16 protein-coding genes are annotated in these 16,597 nt (G+C 70.3%); 8 read left to right on the forward strand and 8 right to left on the reverse strand.

Annotated elements, in window-relative coordinates; translation table 11 throughout:
- The first annotated feature begins 406 nt into the window (after positions 1-406).
- Genes ACAZ03_RS11775 through ACAZ03_RS11800 form a run of 6 tightly spaced genes read left to right on the forward strand, consistent with a single transcriptional unit; the run spans position 407 to position 6,867 of the window.
- On the forward strand, positions 407-1,579 hold the full coding sequence (locus ACAZ03_RS11775) for a cytochrome P450 (RefSeq protein ID WP_373353801.1): 1,173 nt from the start codon (positions 407-409) through the stop codon (positions 1,577-1,579).
- Positions 1,576-3,024 carry an amidase gene (locus ACAZ03_RS11780; RefSeq protein WP_373353803.1) on the forward strand — a complete coding sequence of 483 codons (1,449 nt, stop codon included), beginning with the start codon at positions 1,576-1,578 and terminating at the stop codon, positions 3,022-3,024. Before ACAZ03_RS11775 ends, ACAZ03_RS11780 begins: the two co-directional genes overlap by 4 nt.
- Before the next feature lie 37 nt (positions 3,025-3,061).
- Complete coding sequence (locus ACAZ03_RS11785; RefSeq protein WP_373353805.1) at positions 3,062-4,117, forward strand: ABC transporter ATP-binding protein; 1,056 nt, start codon at positions 3,062-3,064, stop codon at positions 4,115-4,117.
- A gap of 4 nt (positions 4,118-4,121) precedes the next feature.
- On the forward strand, positions 4,122-5,009 hold the full coding sequence (locus ACAZ03_RS11790) for an ABC transporter permease (protein WP_373353807.1): 888 nt from the start codon (positions 4,122-4,124) through the stop codon (positions 5,007-5,009).
- The gene (locus tag ACAZ03_RS11795) at positions 5,002-5,808 is read left to right on the forward strand and encodes an ABC transporter permease (RefSeq protein ID WP_373353809.1); all 807 of its coding nucleotides are present in this window, start codon (positions 5,002-5,004) and stop codon (positions 5,806-5,808) included. Before ACAZ03_RS11790 ends, ACAZ03_RS11795 begins: the two co-directional genes overlap by 8 nt.
- A gap of 36 nt (positions 5,809-5,844) precedes the next feature.
- Positions 5,845-6,867 (forward strand): extracellular solute-binding protein, encoded by a 1,023-nt coding sequence (locus ACAZ03_RS11800; RefSeq protein WP_373353811.1) that lies wholly within the window; start codon positions 5,845-5,847, stop codon positions 6,865-6,867.
- Positions 6,868-7,027: 160 nt separating this feature from the next.
- Here ACAZ03_RS11800 and ACAZ03_RS11805 read toward each other — a convergent pair whose 3' ends face one another.
- Positions 7,028-8,056 carry a histone deacetylase family protein gene (locus tag ACAZ03_RS11805; RefSeq protein ID WP_373353812.1) on the reverse strand — a complete coding sequence of 343 codons (1,029 nt, stop codon included), beginning with the start codon at positions 8,054-8,056 and terminating at the stop codon, positions 7,028-7,030.
- An 87-nt stretch (positions 8,057-8,143) separates the two neighbouring features.
- Positions 8,144-9,160 (reverse strand): nicotinate-nucleotide--dimethylbenzimidazole phosphoribosyltransferase, encoded by a 1,017-nt coding sequence (cobT, locus tag ACAZ03_RS11810; protein ID WP_373353813.1) that lies wholly within the window; start codon positions 9,158-9,160, stop codon positions 8,144-8,146.
- Positions 9,161-9,246: 86 nt separating this feature from the next.
- On the opposite strand from cobT, the gene ACAZ03_RS11815 reads away from it, so the two are divergent.
- Positions 9,247-9,999 (forward strand): adenosylcobinamide-GDP ribazoletransferase, encoded by a 753-nt coding sequence (locus ACAZ03_RS11815; protein ID WP_373357076.1) that lies wholly within the window; start codon positions 9,247-9,249, stop codon positions 9,997-9,999.
- On the opposite strand, the gene ACAZ03_RS11820 is transcribed toward ACAZ03_RS11815, so the two are convergent.
- Together ACAZ03_RS11820 and ACAZ03_RS11825 are read right to left on the reverse strand one after the other, a co-directional pair.
- Complete coding sequence (locus ACAZ03_RS11820; RefSeq protein WP_373353815.1) at positions 9,996-10,751, reverse strand: FG-GAP repeat domain-containing protein; 756 nt, start codon at positions 10,749-10,751, stop codon at positions 9,996-9,998. The genes ACAZ03_RS11815 and ACAZ03_RS11820 overlap by 4 nt on opposite strands.
- A 1-nt stretch (position 10,752) precedes the next feature.
- Entirely contained in the window at positions 10,753-11,076 is a 324-nt protein-coding gene (locus tag ACAZ03_RS11825) for a 2Fe-2S iron-sulfur cluster-binding protein (protein ID WP_373353817.1), read from the reverse strand.
- 200 nt (positions 11,077-11,276) lie between these two features.
- Between ACAZ03_RS11825 and ACAZ03_RS11830 the strand changes: the two genes are divergently transcribed.
- Positions 11,277-11,804 carry a peptidoglycan-binding protein gene (locus tag ACAZ03_RS11830; protein ID WP_373353818.1) on the forward strand — a complete coding sequence of 176 codons (528 nt, stop codon included), beginning with the start codon at positions 11,277-11,279 and terminating at the stop codon, positions 11,802-11,804.
- 74 nt (positions 11,805-11,878) lie between these two features.
- Here ACAZ03_RS11830 and ACAZ03_RS11835 read toward each other — a convergent pair whose 3' ends face one another.
- The 4 genes from ACAZ03_RS11835 to hflK all read right to left on the reverse strand — a co-directional run bounded on the left by ACAZ03_RS11835 (position 11,879) and on the right by hflK (position 16,288).
- On the reverse strand, positions 11,879-13,417 hold the full coding sequence (locus tag ACAZ03_RS11835; RefSeq protein ID WP_373353819.1) for a Do family serine endopeptidase: 1,539 nt from the start codon (positions 13,415-13,417) through the stop codon (positions 11,879-11,881).
- 231 nt (positions 13,418-13,648) lie between these two features.
- A complete protein-coding gene (locus tag ACAZ03_RS11840; protein WP_373353821.1) occupies positions 13,649-13,843 on the reverse strand; it encodes a DUF2065 domain-containing protein in 195 nt (64 codons plus the stop codon).
- Positions 13,843-15,039 carry a protease modulator HflC gene (gene hflC / locus ACAZ03_RS11845; protein ID WP_373353822.1) on the reverse strand — a complete coding sequence of 399 codons (1,197 nt, stop codon included), beginning with the start codon at positions 15,037-15,039 and terminating at the stop codon, positions 13,843-13,845. Before hflC ends, ACAZ03_RS11840 begins: the two co-directional genes overlap by 1 nt.
- A 1-nt stretch (position 15,040) precedes the next feature.
- On the reverse strand, positions 15,041-16,288 hold the full coding sequence (hflK, locus tag ACAZ03_RS11850; protein WP_373353824.1) for an FtsH protease activity modulator HflK: 1,248 nt from the start codon (positions 16,286-16,288) through the stop codon (positions 15,041-15,043).
- Positions 16,289-16,597: the final 309 nt, after the last annotated feature.

Consider the following 16,597-nt stretch of genomic DNA (forward strand, 5'->3'; position numbering starts at 1 on the left):
TCGTCCTCCGACTTGCGGCGCGCAACCCGTGCCGCCCCCCTCAGGAGGCCAGCCGGAAGCTTCTTCTCCCGCCTGCTCAAAGCCGGGCGCAACGTTGCCGCGCAGGGCGAGCGCCGGCCCGGGGGGTGGCGCTCCTGACGGTGACGCGGCGCACTTTATGGCGCAGCCGCATCCCCGCTCGAAGCGGCGCGCTGCCCAACGAGAGCGCCAGCCCGCGGGACGGGCCGGCGCTCGCCCTGCGCCGTGCCGGCGCGTACCGGGCGGGGGGTCTGCATCAGCGTTGCGCCAAAGGTGGGTTGAAAACCCACCCTACGCCTGCCTCTCAGGTCGGAACCTGCCCCCCTCGCCCTCAGGGCACCCCACCCGCCCCCTTGCGCTCCCCGCCGCGCCGGGCGAGCTTTCGGGCATGCGCCGCCTCTCCCAATCGCCCACCGATCCCGCCTTCGTCCAGGACCCCTATCCCTTCTACGAGACCGCCCGCGCCGCCGGCGATCTCTTCCACTGGGAGGAGTACGGGCTCGCCTGCGCCGTCTCGCATCGGGCCGTCACCACGCTGCTGCGCGACCGCCGCCTCGGGCGCGAGGCGCCGCCCGAGGTCGCGCCCGACATCCCCGACCGGCTCCGCCCCTTCTACGACATCGAGGCGCATTCGATGCTGGAACTCGAGCCGCCGCGCCATACGCGCCTGCGCAGCCTCGTCCTTCGGGCCTTCACCTCGCGCCGTATCGCGGCCCTCCTCCCGGGGCTCGAGGCGCTCTGCGCCGAGCTCACCGCCGCCTTCCCCGAGGGCCCGTTCGACCTCCTCGATTTTTACTGCAAGCCGATCCCCGCCATCACCATCTGCCGCCTGCTCGGCACCCCGGCGGAGGACTGGCGGCTGCTGGTGGACTGGTCGAACGCCATGGTCGCCATGTACCAGGCCCGGCGGACGCCCGAGATCGAGGTCGCGGCCATGGCGGCCTCCACCGCCTTCGCCGATTACATCCGCCGGATCATTGCCGCCCGCCGGACCCGACCCGGCGACGACCTGATCACCGAGCTCATCGCCGCCGAGGCCTCAGGCGAGAAGCTCTCGCCGGAGGAGCTGGTGACCACCTGCATCCTCCTCCTCAACGCCGGCCACGAGGCGACGGTGCACACTTTGGGCAATGCCGTGGCCCTGCTCCTTCCGAGTCCACCCGACAGGGTGGACGAGGCACTCATCGAGGAGGTCCTCCGCTTCGATCCGCCGCTCCACATGTTCACCCGCTGGGTCTACGAGCCCTGCGAGCTCTTCGGGCATGAGTTCCAGCGCGGCGACCAGATCGCCTGCCTGCTCGCCGCCGCCGGGCGCGACCCTTCGGTCTACCCGGACGCCGCGACCTTTGACCCCGCCCGCTTCACCGCCAAGGCCCCGGCCCATGCGGCCTTCGGGGGCGGCATCCATTTCTGCGTCGGCGCGCCGCTCGCGCGGATGGAGCTGCTCGCCGGCCTCAAGACCCTCTTCGAGCGGGCCCCGGGCCTCCGCCTCGCCGAGCCGCCGGCCTTCGCCGATCTCTACCATTTCCACGGCCACGACCGCCTCATGGTGACCCGATGACCCCCGACGATTACGCCCGCCACGACGCCACCGCTCTCGCAGCCCTCGTCGCCTCGGGCGAGGTGACACCCGACGAGCTTCTCGACCTCGCCCTCGCGCAGACGGAGCGGCTCAACCCCGAGCTCAACGCCGTCGTGCTGATCCGCGAGGAGGTCGCCCGCAAGACCATCGTCGATGGCCTGCCGCCGGGGCCCTTCCGGGGGGTGCCCTTCCTCCTCAAGGATCTCGGCTGCGAGGCGATGGATTTCCCCTCGCACAACGGCTCCCGCCTCCTCGCGAACACCACCTACAGCCAGGACAGCGCCATCTTCACCCGCATCCGCGCCTCGGGCGTCGTCACCTTCGGGCGGACAACGTCGCCCGAGGGCGGCATCGGCCCGGCGACGGAGGCGGCCGTCTACGGCGGGCCGACCCGCAACCCCTGGGACCTGGCGCGCACGCCCGGCGGCTCCTCCGGTGGGGCCGGGGCGGCGGTGGCGGCGGGGATCGTGCCGATGGCCCATGGCTCCGATGGCGGCGGCTCGGTCCGCATCCCCGCCGCCTCCTCCGGGCTCTTCGGCTTCAAGGCCTCCCGCGCCCGTTTCCCCGACGGGCCCTATGCGGGCGAGGGCTGGGCGGGGATGGCGATCGACGGGTTTCTCACCCGCTCCGTCCGCGATGCCGCCACCATGATGGACGAAACGCAGGGCCCCGACCTCGGCGCCCCCTATTACGCGCCGCCCCTCCGCATGGGCTTCGCGCGGGCCATCGAGGCGCCGCCGGCGCGGCTGCGCATCGGGCTTTGCCCCACCCGCTTCGACGGCGCACCCGTCGCGCCGGAGGTCGCCGCCGAGGTGGAGAAGGCCGCGACGCTCCTCGAGAGCCTCGGCCATGAGGTCACCCCCTTCCGCCCCGAGGCGGATCACGAGGGCATGATGCAGGCCTGGACGCGCATCGTCGCCTGCGGCACGGCGCTCTCCGTCCGCAAGGCGCTGGCCCGCGCCGGGCGGGCGCTCGCCCCCGAGGATGTCGAGCCCGTCACCCGTGGCACCATGGCCTATGCCGAGAGCCTCTCCGGCGCCGATTATCTGGAGGCGGTGGGCAAGATCCATGCCTATGGCCGCCAGATGGCCGCCGCCTTCGAGACAATCGACGTGCTCCTCTCCCCCACCCTCGCCGAGCTGCCGGCCAAGATCGGGCGCTTCGATCACCGGACGGAGGATTACGTCGCCTTCCGCACCGGGCCGGAGGGCGTCTTCGCCTATTCGCCCTTTTGCGCCGCCTTCAACGCCTCCGGCCAGCCGGCGGCCTCCGTCCCGCTCGGCGAGGCGGAGGGCCTGCCGGTCGGCATCCACCTCGCGGCACCGATGGGTGAAGACGAGCGCCTGCTCGCGCTCTGCGCAGAGCTTGAGCAGGCAGCGCCCTGGGGGGGGCGCAGGCCGGCCATGGCCCTTGCCACCGCGTAAACTGCCGTTCAACATCGGGGCAACGACAGGGAGCCGCATGACACACGCCATCGAAGCCCGCGATATCACCAAGCGCTTCGGCACCGGCACGGATGCCGTCACCGCCCTCGACGCCGTCTCCATCGAGATCGCCGAGGGAGAGTTCTTCACCCTCCTCGGGCCCTCCGGCTGCGGCAAGACCACGCTCCTGCGCTGCATCGCCGGTTTCGAGACGCCGACCTCCGGCACGCTCCTTCTCGCCGGGAAAGAGATCACCCATGCCCCGCCCAACAAGCGCAACGTCAACACGGTCTTCCAGAGCTACGCGCTCTTTCCGCACCTGACCGTCGCCCAGAACATCGGCTTCGGGCTGAAGATGCGGGGCGACGCGGCCGAGACGGTCAAGGCGCGCACCGAAGAGATGCTGGCGCTGGTGAAGATGGAGCCGATGGCGGCCCGCTATGCCGCCCAGCTTTCCGGCGGGCAGCAGCAGCGCGTGGCGCTGGCCCGCGCCCTCGCCCCGGCGCCGGAAGTGCTGCTGCTCGACGAGCCTCTTTCGGCGCTCGACCTGAAGCTCCGGAAGGAGATGCAGGGCGAACTCAAGCGCCTGCAGGCCGAGACCGGCATCACCTTCGTCTTCGTGACCCACGATCAGGAAGAGGCGCTGACGATGTCGGACCGGATCGGCGTCATGTCGGGCGGGGTGCTCCAGCAGGTCGGCACGCCGCGCGAGATCTACACCAAGCCGGTCAACCGCTTCGTCGCCGATTTCATCGGCGAGACGAACTTCCTCGTGGCCAGGGCGGAGGGCGACAGCGTCACCCTCTCCACCGGCGAGCGGCTGGCGCTGCCGGGCGCGGGGACGGGCGAGATCACCCTCGCCGTCCGCCCCGAGCTCATCCGCCTGACCGAGCCAGCGGAGGGAGACCTCGCCGCCAAGGTGACGGGCACCGTCTATTTCGGGACCGACTGGCACTGCCATCTGGCCCTCGGCGACGGCACGGAGGTCGTCGCCCGGCTGCAATCGCCGCCCTCGGGCGAAAGCGCGCTGGCCCCCGGGCAGGAGGTCGGGCTGGCCTTCGCCCCGGGCGCGCTCCGCGTGCTGGAGGACTGAGCGCATGGCGACGAGCCCCACCCGCACGGCCTGGCTCCTCTCCGCCCCCGCGCTCTTCGTGCTCTTCATCGGCGCGGTCGGCCCGCTCGCCATCGTGGTGATCTATTCCTTCCTCGAGCCCGGCGAATACTCCGGCGTCGTCTGGAATCCGACACTCGAGGCCTGGTTCCGCGTGCTCTTCCGGCGCGACATCTTCGACGGCACGGTGCATCTGGCCGATGCCCATCTGACGATCTTCTGGCGCTCGGTGAAGCTGTCGCTGCTCACCACGCTGATCACCTTCATCGTCGGCCTGCCGACCGCCTGGTTCATCGCCACGCGCTCCGCCCGGTCGCGGCCGCTCTGGCTCTTCCTCATCACCATCCCGTTCTGGACGAACCTGCTCATCCGCACCTTCGCCATCATGCAGGTCATCCGGAACGAGGGGCTGCTCAACGTCGTCCTCCTCAAGATCGGCATCATCGAGCGGCCGCTGCAGCTACTCGCCACCGATACCGCCGTGCTCATCGGCATGGCCTATGTCTACCTGCCGCTCATGGTGCTGCCGCTCTTCGCGGCCATCGACCGCTTCGACTTCCGGCTCATCGAGGCGGGCTACGACCTCTATGCCTCGCGCCTGAAGGTGCTGCGGCGGATCATCCTGCCGATCATCCGGCCGGGGATCGTCGCGGGCTCGATCCTCGTCTTCGTGCCCTCCCTGGGAGCTTACGTGACCCCCCGCCTCCTCGGCGGCGGCAAGAACATGATGATCGGCAATTTCATCGAGCTGCAGTTCGGCCAGGGCCGCAACTGGCCGCTGGGCGCGGCGCTGTCGATGGTTCTTCTCGTGATCGTCTGCGCGGCGCTTCTCGTCTATGTCCGCGTCTCCAGCCGGGATCAGCCCCATGGCTGAGCGCGCCTTCTCCGTCACCCGCCTGCCGGGCTTCACCACGATCGCCATCACGGCCTTCGTGGCGCTCTATGCGCCGATCCTGGTGCTCGTCGTCTATTCCTTCAACGCGTCCAACTCCGTCGCCACCTGGGGTGGCTTCTCGCTCGACTGGTACCGCGCCGCCTGGGAGAACGAGGCCGTGCAGGAGGCGGCCTTGCGCTCCGTCATCATCGCGGCCTTCGCGGCCTGCTTCTCCACCATCCTCGCGACGCTGACCGCCGTCGGCACCACGCGGCGGGGCCGCTTCAAGGGCGAGACCTTCATCTACGTGATCATCAACCAGCCGTTGATGGTGCCCGAGATCGTCACCGCCGTCGCGCTGCTCATCCTCTTCGGCGCCATCCGGCAGGCAACCGGCCTTCACGGGCTCGGCTACCTGATCCTCGCCCATACCGCCTTCTGCGTGCCCTTCGCCTATCTGCCGATCCGCGCGCGGCTGGAGGGGATGGACATGAGCCTCGAGACGGCGGCCGCCGACCTCTATGCCACGCCCTGGCAGGCCTTCCGCCATGTGACGCTGCCGCTGCTCCTCCCCGGCATCATCGCCGGGGCGATGCTGGCCTTCGTCGTCTCGCTCGACGACGTCATCATCACCGAATTCGTGAAATCTGCGGGGCAGGACACGCTGCCGACCTATATGCTCGGCCAGCTCCGCCGCGCCATGACGCCGGAGGTGAACGCCATCTCCACCGCGCTTCTGGCGCTGACCGTGCTGCTCTTGACGATCTTCTTCTTCATCACCCGGGGCCGGGACCGCTGAAGGCCCCCAAAGCCGACCGCAACAGGGAGAAAGACCATGACACGGACACTGACGCTGACCACCGCGCTCACGTTCCTCGCCGGCGCCGCCGCCGCACAGGAGCTGCAGCTCTACAACTGGGGCAACTACACGAGCCCCGAGCTTCTGGAGAAGTTCACCGAAGAGACCGGGATCACGGTGACGGTCACCGATTACGATTCCAACTCCACCGCGCTCGCCAAGATCGAGGCCGGCGGCCACGGCTTCGACCTCGTCGTGCCCTCCGCCAACTACGTGCCGATCTATGTCGAGAAGGGGCTCCTGATGGAGCTCGACCACGAGCGCCTCGCCAACATCGGCAATATCGAGCCGCAATGGGTGGATGTGCCCTGGGACCAGGGCCGCATGTACACGGTGCCGTGGCAATGGGGGACGACGGGGATCTCCGTCAACACCTCCGCCTACGACGGCGACATCAACACCTCGGCCATCTTCCTCGACCCGCCGGACGAGCTGGTCGGCCAGGTCAACGTCGTGCCCGAGATGGCCGACGTGATGTCGATGGCGATCATGTATGTCGGCGGCGAGCCCTGCACGGAGGATCTCGAGGTGCTCCGCGAGGTGCGCGACCTCCTCGCCGCGGCCAAGCCCGACTGGATGTCGATGGATTACGGCATGACCGAGCGGATGACGGCGAATGACGTCATGGCCTCCGTCAACTGGAACGGCTCATCGATGCGCATCCGGCTCGACAACCCGGACGTCGCCTATGGCTACCCGGTCGAGGGCTATCCGGTGTGGATGGATTCCGTCGGCATCCTCGCCGATGCGCAGAATGTCGATGAGGCCTACCTGTTCCTCGACTTCATCATGGAGCCGGAGAACGCCGCGATGATCTCGGGCTTCGCGCGCTATGCCAACGGCATCGCCGGCTCCGGCGAGTTCATGCCGGAAGACATGAACACCGCCCCCGAGATTGCCATTCCGGCGGAATATGCCGATGCCGGCGTCTTCCTGCCGACCTGCCCGAGCTCGGCGAACGATCTCTACACGCAGATCTGGACGGAGCTCATGCAGTAGCGCCAGGTCGAGAGGCCGGGGGGCCGTCTGCCCCCCGGACCCCCCGAAGGGTATTTGGAAAGGGGCAGAGGCAGGGTGGGTCCTGCCAACTCTCGCTTTTCTCCAAATACCCGCGGGGGAAGTCGGCCTCGCAGGCCGACGGGGGGCAGAGCCCCCCTCTTCACGCCCCCTCGAAGCCCGCCAGCACGTTCACGGTGTTGATCCCCACTGCCTCGATGGCATAGCCGCCCTCCATCACGAAGAGCGTCGGCAGACCCAGCGTGGCGATCTTCGCGCCGGCACGGGTGAAATCTTCCGACTGGAGCTTGAAGAAGCTGATCGGGTCGTCCTTGAAGGCATCGACGCCGAGCGAGACGACGAGCGCCTCGGAGCCGTGGTCGCGGATCCTGCCGAGCGCGTCATCGAGGGCGGCGCCCCATTCATCCCAGGCCGTGCCGGGCTTCATCGGATAGTTGCGGTTGGCGCCCTCGCCGGCGCCCGCGCCTCGCTCGTCTTCATGGCCGAGGAAATAGGGATAGGCCTCCATCGGGTCGCCATGGAGCGAGGCGAACAGCACGTCTTCCCGGTCGTAGAAGATGTTCTGCGTGCCGTTGCCATGGTGGAAGTCGATGTCGAGCACCGAGACCCGGGCGCCGCCCTCCGCGAACATCTGGGCGGCCATGGCGGCGTTGTTGACGAAGCAATAGCCGCCGTACTGATCCGCCGTCGCATGATGGCCCGGCGGGCGGCAGAGCGCGAAGGCGGCGCCGGCCCCGCCCGCCACGGCGCGCTGCGCCGCCTGGGCCGAGGCGGCGGAAGAGAGGACGGCCTCCCAGGTGCCGGCGGTGATCGCCGTCTCGGACGCGTGGCAGTAATAGCCCGCCTTGCCGTCGATATTGTCCGGGATCCGGTCGGTGCGCATGCCGCGGGGCGCGATGCAGCCGGCGATGAGCTCGCCGGCATTGCCGTCGGCCTTCCACTCCGCGAAGGCGCTCTCAAGGAACGCCAGATAACCGGTGTCGCAGATCGCCTCGATCGGGCCCATGTCGGCGGCGCCCGGGGCGAGGATCTTGCCCATGCCCCGCGCCAGAAGCTCGGCGCGCACGTATTCGACGCGCGACGGCCGCTCGAAGGGCGTCACGAACTGCCCACCGGAGAGCTCGGCCTGCGGAAAATGCTTGCGGTGGTCTTCGGAGAAAAAGGTCTGCATCTGGGGTCCCCCTCGTCTGCCGCTCACGCTGCCCTGCCCCGAGCCGGCCCGCAAGGGCCGGCCGAGGGGGGCCGCCCCGGGGAGGCCTCAGCCGTCGCTCACCCCGGCCTCGGCGAAGGTCGCCATGCCCGAATGGCAGGCGAGCGCACCGCGCAGGATGCCGATGGCCAGCGCCGCGCCCGAGCCCTCGCCGAGCCGGAGGTCCAGCGACACGAGGGGGTTCTTGCCGAGCCGCACGAGCATGGCGGCATGGGAGGATTCCGCGCTGCAATGGGCGGCGACGCAGTGATCGAGCGCCGCGGGCGCGGCACGGTGGAGCACGGCGGCCGCCGCGCTGCAGATGAAGCCGTCGAGCAGCACCGGGATCCGGTGATGGCGCGCGGCGGCGATGGCACCGGCCATGGCGGCGATCTCGCGCCCGCCCAAGCGGCGGAGCACCTCGAGCGGGTCGCCGAGCGCGTCCCGGTGCAGCGCGAGCCCGGCCTCGACGATCTGCCGCTTGCGGGCGAGGCCGGTGTCATCCACGCCCGTCCCCCGCCCGACCCAACCGCTCGCCGGTCCCCCGAAGAGCGCCGCGGCGATGGCGGATGCCGCCGTCGTGTTGCCGATGCCCATCTCACCGGTGACGAGGAGATCCGCCGACGGGTCCACCGCCGCCCAGCCGGCGGCGAGCGCCTCGACGAATTCCGCCTCGCTCATCGCCGGGGCTTCGGTGAAATCCGCGGTCGCCGTGTCGAGCGACAGCGGCGTCACGCTCAGGCGCGCGCCGAATTCCCGGGCGAGCTGGTTGATCGCCGCGCCGCCCGCTTCGAAATTCGCCACCATCTGTTCCGTGACCTCCGGCGGGAAGGCCGAGACGCCGCGCGCGGCGATGCCGTGATTGGCGGCGAAGATGCAGATGAGCGGCGCTTTCAGCTCCGGCCGCGCCTCGCCCCGCCAGCCGGCATACCAGAGCGCCAGCTCCTCCAGGCGGCCGAGCGCGGCCGGCGGCTTGGTCAGCTGCGCATTGCGCTCCGCGGCGGCGACAAGGGCGGCGGCATCGGGCCCGGGCTGGACGGCGAGCAGGGCGCGGAATCCGGCGAGATCGGTGAAGGGGGCTGACATCGGGCTGGCCTCATTGCAATCGGGACGCCCCCTCTCTAACGCTCGGGCCAGCAAACGAAAGGCCGGGGGCGGACCCAATGACAAGGATTGGCGACATCGGGACGCAGGGTCTTCGCGATATCGCCGCGGCCATCGGGCTTCTGACCCGCCTGCCGGTCGGCCAGGGCGGCGCGGCGGCGCGCGGCGCCCGGGCGGCCTGGGCCTTCCCCGTCGCCGGGCTGGTCGTCGGAACCCTCGCCGGGCTGGTCGGCACCCTCGCGCTCTGGCTCGGCCTGCCCGCCGGGCTGGTGGCGGCGCTGGTGCTCGCCGCCCAGGCACTCGCCACCGGGGCGCTCCACGAGGACGGGCTGGCCGACACGGCGGACGGGCTCTGGGGCGGCTGGGACAGGGCGGCGCGGCTCGCCATCATGAAGGACAGCCGGACGGGCGCCTATGGCGCCATCGCGCTCGTCCTCACCACACTCGCCCGCTTCGCGGCTCTGGAGCCGCTGATCGCCGCCGGGCTTCTCTGGCCCGCCCTGCTGGTGGCCCCGGCTTTCGCGCGGGGCGCCATGGCCTGGGTCATGGCCGTGCTGCCGCCGGCGCGGGCGGACGGGCTGTCGCGCGGGGTCGGCCGGCCGGGCAAGGCGGGCTGGGCGGCGCTGGGGCTCGGCACGCTCTGGGCGCTGATCCTGATCGGCGGGGCCGGGCTGGTGCTGGCCCTAGCCGGTTTCGCGGCGGCCGCCGCGCTCGCGCTGGTGGCGCGTGCCAAGATCGGCGGCCAGACGGGAGACATCCTCGGCGCCGCCTGCGTGCTCGCCGAGATCGGCGGGCTCGCGGCGCTGACAGCGCTGATCTAGGGCGCCTCGCAGCGGAGCGCCCGCGTGAAGGCGGGCCGGCCGGCGGCGGCGGAGCCGATGTCGCGGGCCGTCAGCTCCGCCCCGTCGAAGGTCACGGCCAGCACCCGCGCCCAGTCGGGGCTGGCGACGATGATCTCCGGCCCCACCCCGCAATCGCGGATGCCGCCGGAAATCCAGTCCTCGCCGATCCGATGCGCGGTGACGCCGGAGAGCGCCGCGACCTCCACCAGCGCCGCGCCGTCCTGCCGCACCACGCGCAGCACCCGCGCCAGATGCGGCCGGTCGACATAGGCGAGTTCCACCCGCCCGTCCCCGTCGAGATCGGCGGCGCCGAGGGGAGCGAGCCAGCGGTGGGGCTGGCCGATGAAGGGCGTCGCCGCCATGAGGCCGGAGGGCGCATAGACGGCGAGCCGGGCGCCGAGGGCGAGATCGCTCTCGACCGTGATCGCCTCGGCCACGCCGTCGCCGTCGATATCGGCAAGGCGCGGCTCGAGATCCTCGAAGACGCGCGACTCCGGCAGGGTCAGGCGGCGGTGAACCGGCTGGAAATTGGCGCAGGCCGGGCAGCGGTCGAAGGTGAAGACCAGCGCGCCCCATTCGATGGCATCGCCGAGGACGCCATGGTCATAGCGATCCGTCGGCGCGTCATAGACGGCACGGACGGGGCGGTCGGCCCCCTCGATGAGGGCAAGCCCGTCCTCCGCCGCCGCTCCGCCGGCCCAGAGGGCGAGGAGGAGCGCGGCGCCGCGCATCTCAGATCTGCTTCTCGGGCATCTGGACGACGAGCCCGTCGAGCGCGTCGGAGACCTTGAGCTGGCAGGTCAGCCGCGAGCGCGTGGGATCGGGCTCGAAGGCGAAATCGAGCATGTCCTCCTCCATCGGCTCGCGCGGGGGGAGCTTCTCGACCCAGTCGGGATGCACATAGACATGGCAGGTGGAGCAGGCGCAGGCGCCGCCGCAATCGGCCTCGATGCCGGGGATGCCGTTATCGCGCGCCCCCTCCATCACCGTGAGCCCGTTCGGCACATCGACCTGATGCTCGGTGCCGCCATGTTCTATATAGGTAATCCGCGCCATAGATGCCTCTTGCCTCACCTCGCCCCTAGATAGGGGAGCCTGCCCGGCATGGCCAGAGGGGGCATGGGACGGCATGACGACGCGGCAGGTGAGGACGCGCCGCCACAACGCCCGGGGGCCGGGGCGGCGGGCCTTGCGGGCCCCCGCAGGCGCCCCCTAGGATCGGCGACCAGAATGCGGCAGCGGTGACCGGCAGCCAGATGAGACGCGCCCTCCTTCTCCTGACCCTTGCCGCCTGCGCGCCCGCCCCCGACAGCCCGGGCCAGGGCGGCTCCGGCGCCATGCCCCCCGCCTTTTCCGGCGCCGAGATCGAGATCGGCGAGGAGGGGCGCTGCTACGGGCATGACATCACCCCGGCGGTGATCGAGACCTTCACGGCGCAGGAGCTCGTCCGCCCCGAGGTGCGCGCCGAGGACGGCACGGTCGTCTCCCCCGCCAGCTACCGCACGGCCACCCGGCAGGACATCACCCGCGAGCGGCAGGATGTGCGCTTCGAGACGCTCTGCCCGCCGGTCTATACCCAGGCCTTCGTCGAAAGCCTGCAGCGGGCGCTGGCCGTCCGCGGCTTCTATGCCGGGCCGGTCAACGGCCAGATGGACGTGGCGACGGGCCGGGCGATCCAGGATTTCCAGCGCGGCAACGGGCCGGACAGCCCGCTCCTGTCGCTCGCCGCGGCGCAGGCGCTGGGGCTGGTGGCGCTGAGCGAGGCGCAGCTCGACCGGCTCTGATCCGGGGCTGCCGCCCCCACAGCAAAAGGGCGCCCCGAAGGGCGCCCCTGCCGCTCCCCGCGAGGGGGAGGCGTTTACTCCGTGTCGACGCTGTCGTCGATCACCAGCGCGACGAAGCGCGGGTCACCGCCGCGGCGGATGAGGAGGAGGAGCGAGCGGCGCCCGGCCTCCACCGCCTCGTCGATGCGCGCCGTGAAATCGTCGAGCGAGGCGACGGGCTGCTGGCCGGCCTCGGTGATGACGTCACCGGGCAGGATGCCCTTCTCGCCGGCGTCGGACAGCGGGTCGACATTGGTGACAAGCAGGCCCGCGAGGTCGCCGAGGTCATATTCCTCCGAAAGTTCGGGGGTGATCTCGGAAAGCTCCAGCCCGAGGATCTCGTCGCTCTGCGGCATCAGATCGTCCTGCTGCGCAGCGGGGAAGACCTCCTCGACATTCTCCTCGCGGCGGCCGAGCGTGACGCCGATGGTCACCTCTTCGCCGTTGCGCAGGATGTCGACCTGGACTTCCTTGCCCACCGGCGAGTTGCCGACGATGTTGACGAGCTCGCGGGTGCTTTCGACCTCCTGACCGTCGAAGGTCAGGATGACGTCGCCGGCGAGCATCCCGGCATCCTTGGCGGGCCCGTCCGGCACGTCGGTGACGAGCGCGCCCTCGACCGAATCCATACCCTCGATGGCATCGACCATGTCGGGCGTGATGTCCTGGATATGGACGCCGAGCCAGCCGCGGCGGGTCTCGCCGAATTCGATGAGCTGGTCGACGACGCGGGTGACGACGTTCGACGCCATCGAGAAGCCGATGCCGATGGAGCCGCCGTTGGGCGACAGGATCGCGGTGTTCACCCCGATGACCTCGCCGTCCATGTTGAAGAGCGGGCCGCCCGAGTTGCCGCGGTTGATGGCGGCGTCGGTCTGGATGAAGTCGTCATAATTGCCGGAGAGCGCCCGGTTCCGCGCCGAGATGATGCCGGCGGAAATCGAGAAGCCCTGCCCCAGCGGGTTGCCCATGGCCATGACCCAGTCGCCGACCTCGGCGGTCTCGTCGTCGCTGTCGCCGAATTCGACGTAAGGCAGCTCGACGCCCTCGACCTTCAGGACGGCGATGTCCGTGTTCGGGTCGGTGCCGACCAGCTCGGCAGAGAGCGTATCGCCGGAGAAGAACTCGATCTCGATCTCGTCGGCGCCCTCGATGACGTGGTTGTTGGTGACGACATAGCCGTCAGACGAGATGACGAAGCCCGAGCCGAGCGCGGAGGAGCGGCGCGGCGCCTCGCCGCCCCGATCCTGGAAGTCGCGGAAGAAATCCTCGAAGGGCGAGCCCTCGGGCACGACGCCCTGCGGCGAGGTGCTGCCGGCCACCATGGTGGTGGTGGTGATGTTCACCACCGCCGGGCTGACGATGCGGGCGAGGTCGGCGAAGGAGGCCGGCCGGTCGAGCCCGGGATTGCCGAGCGGCGGGGTGTCGCTGTTCTCGGTGACCTCGGGATTGACCCCGTCGTCCTGCGTCTCCTGCGCGCCCACATGGACGGGCGAGAAGGCCAGGGTGAGGCCGACGGCGGCGGCGCCAAGGCCGAGCGGCCCGACCGTCGTGATTTTGGACCTGTTCGACACTTGTATCTCTCCATGTTGTTTGCGGCTCGTCCCGCCGGCCCGGGAAGGGGGCGGGGCGGATGCGCGACCATCGCGCGTTCGGGGGCCCGGGCACAATCGCTCATTGCAAGGCGTCAAGGCCATGTGAATGCCTGCAATCGGCATGTGAGCTTAGCGTGAACAGGCGGTTAACAGGGCGGCCGGCACCGTGGCGATCGGCCTGATGCGGCCGAGGGGCCTTATAGCGGGGCGTCAGGCGCCGAGGCTCTTGGCCAGCCAGAGCAGCGCCACGCCGGCGGCGAGGGCACCGAGCCCGAAGAGCCGCCGCTGGGCGTGATCGAGCGCGCGGAGCGCCTCGAGCATCGCCTCGATCAGCCCGGGCGCCAGCGCCCAGAGCAGACCCTCGGCCACCAGAAGGAGGCCGAGGGCGAGGATGGCTGTCGCCATCAGGGATTGGTCGCCGGCGCGGTGGCGTCGTCCGCCGCCGCATCGTCTTCGGCGGCGGCGTCATCGGCCGTGGTGTCGTCAGCAGCGTCGTCAGCCGGGGCTTCATCCGCCGCAGCGTCGTCGGCCGGAGCCTCGTCCGCCACAGGCTCGTCGGCAGCCTCGTCGGCCGGAGCTTCCTCCGCCGCATCGGCCTCCTCCGCCGGGGCGTCCAGCAGAGCGTCCTCCGCCTCCTCGGCCGGCTCTTCGAGCGCGGGCGACGGGACGTCGTCCGACTCATCGGCCGGCAGCACCGCGGAAGCCTCCGCGCCGCCATCGCCGGAGCCCGCGATATCGTCGGTGTAGAGGTAATCGAAGAACTCGCTCGAGGGCGTCAGCACCATCGAGGAATTCGCCGAGCCCAGCGCCACGCGATAGGCCTGCAGAGAGCGGTAGAAGTCGAAGAACTCCGGATCCGCCCCATAGGCCTCGGCGAAGATGCGGTTGGCTTCGGCATCCGCCTCGCCTCGCGTGATCTGCGCCTCGCGTTCGGCTTCGGACTGGGTCTCGACCACTGTCCTGTCGGCCAGGGCGCGCACGCGCTGCGCCGCCTCGTTGCCTCGGGCGACCTCGTCCGCCGCCTCGCGCTCACGCTCGGCGCGCATCCGGTCGAAGGTCGCATCGAGGTTCTGCGGCGGCAGGTTGGTCTGCTTCAGCCGCACGTCGACGACGTCGAGCCCGAGGTTCAGCGCCGAGGCGCGGGCCTGATCGCGGATCCGGGTCATCAGGAGCCGCCGGTCGGAGGACAGGATCGTGTCGGAAGTCACCTGATCGGCGCCGAGGACCTCGCGGATCTGGGCGTTGAGGATCGACTGCAGCCGGTTCTCGGCCGTGGCGATACCGCCCACGCCCACCGCCTGGCGGAAGCGGACGACATCGTTGATCCGGTAGCGGGCAAAGGCATCGACCACCAGCCGGCGGTCATCCGACGGCGTGACCTCGATGGTCTGCGTGTCGAGGCTGAGAATCCGGTCGTCGTACTTGACGACCTCCTGGATGATCGGGATCCGGAAGCCGAGGCCCGGATCCTCCTTCACGGTGACGATCTGGCCGAATTGTAGGACCAGCGCCTTTTCCTTCTCGTTGACGACGTAGATCGACGAGAGCGCGAGCGCGAGCACCACGACGATGGCGGGGATCAGATAGACGGCGCGGCGCATGTCAGTTGCTCCCCGATTGCGTTGTGATCGCGCCCGAGGGCGGCGGTGCCGTGCGGCCGAGCTCGTTCAGCGGCAGATAGGGGATGACCCCCTGCCCGCCACCCGAACCGCCGGCGATGGCATCGTCGAGGATGATCATGTTGGTCTCGCCCAGCACCTCTTCCATCGTCTCGAGATAGAGACGGCGGCGGGTGACATCCTCGGCCGTCTGGTAGGCCTGGAGCACCGAGGTGAAGCGGCTCGCCTGGCCGAGCGCGTCGTTGACGGTCTCGGCGCGGTAGGCCTCGGCCTCCTCCACGATCTGCGCGGCGGCACCGCGCGCCTCGGCGAGGGCACGGTTCGAATAGGCATCCGCCTGGCGCTGCAGCCGGTCGCGTTCCTGCTCGGCGGCCTGCACGTTGCGGAAGGCGTCGATCACCTCGGCCGGCGGGTCGGCCCGCTCGAGGTTGACCCGGACGATGTTGATGCCGCTTTCGTATTCGTCGAGCGTCGCCTGGATGCTCTCCTGCACGGTCGCGGCGATGAGGCCCCGGTCGCGGTTGAGGATCGGCGCGAGCGTCGAGGCCGCGATGACCTCGCGCATGACGCTTTCCGACACCGCCTGCACCGTCTCCTGCGGCTCGGCGATGTTGAAGAGGTAGCGCGCCGGGTCGGCGACGTTCCAGACGACCTGGAAGTTGATGTCGACGATATTGGCATCCGTCGTCAGCATGAGGCCCGTCTGGTCACGCGCGGTGCCGGTGGAGCCGATGCTCTCCGTCCGTTCGGAGGTGACGTTGACGACCTCGTGGGTGACGAAGGGCCAGGGCGCGAAGTTGAGGCCCGGATTGCCGGTGGAGGAATACTGGCCGAAGAAGAGCTCGACCGACTGTTCCTCGGGGCGCACCGTGTAGAACGACATGAAGGCCCAGGCCGCGATGACGACGAGGGCGGCGAGACCGACGGTCCCGCGGGTGATGCGGAACTCGCCGCCCCCGCCCGGGCCGCCGCCGGTGCCGTTCGGCCGCTTGTTGCCGCCGCCGCCCATCAGGACGCGCAGTTGCTCGCGGCCGCGGTTCATCAGATCGTCGATCTCGGGGATGCCCTCCTGCCGGGGCGGACGGCCCGTCGGGCGGCGCCCGCCGTTCGGGCCCCCGTTCGGCCCGTTCCCCTGACCATTGCCAGAGCCGTTGCCCTGGCCACCATCATCACTTCCTCCGCCCTGTCCGCGACCACCGCCGCCCCAAGGCCCCTGGCTGTTGCCTGCCATCGGCTCCCTACTTTCTTTTTGCCGCTCCCGGCCGTTCCCCTCCATCTGGACTGCTCTGGCCCGATTTTCAAGCCGGGCGCGACGCCGCGGCAGGCTCCGGCGCGGGCGCTGGGCCGGTTCAGGGGACCTCGCGAAGAGATCGTGGATAGGCCAGACGCGGGGGCTGCCGCCCCGTCGCCATGGGTGCTCGAACCCATGGCGCACCCATGGCGACCCCCGCCTCGGGGGGCGCTCGCGCCCCCCGAGATCCCCCCTGAGGATTTTCCGGGAGCAAAGACGAATGGCCCCGGATCCCCTTTCATCTGGCCG

This window comes from Pseudoroseicyclus sp. CXY001, from assembly GCF_041714655.1.
Classification (GTDB): domain Bacteria; phylum Pseudomonadota; class Alphaproteobacteria; order Rhodobacterales; family Rhodobacteraceae; genus Pseudoroseicyclus_A.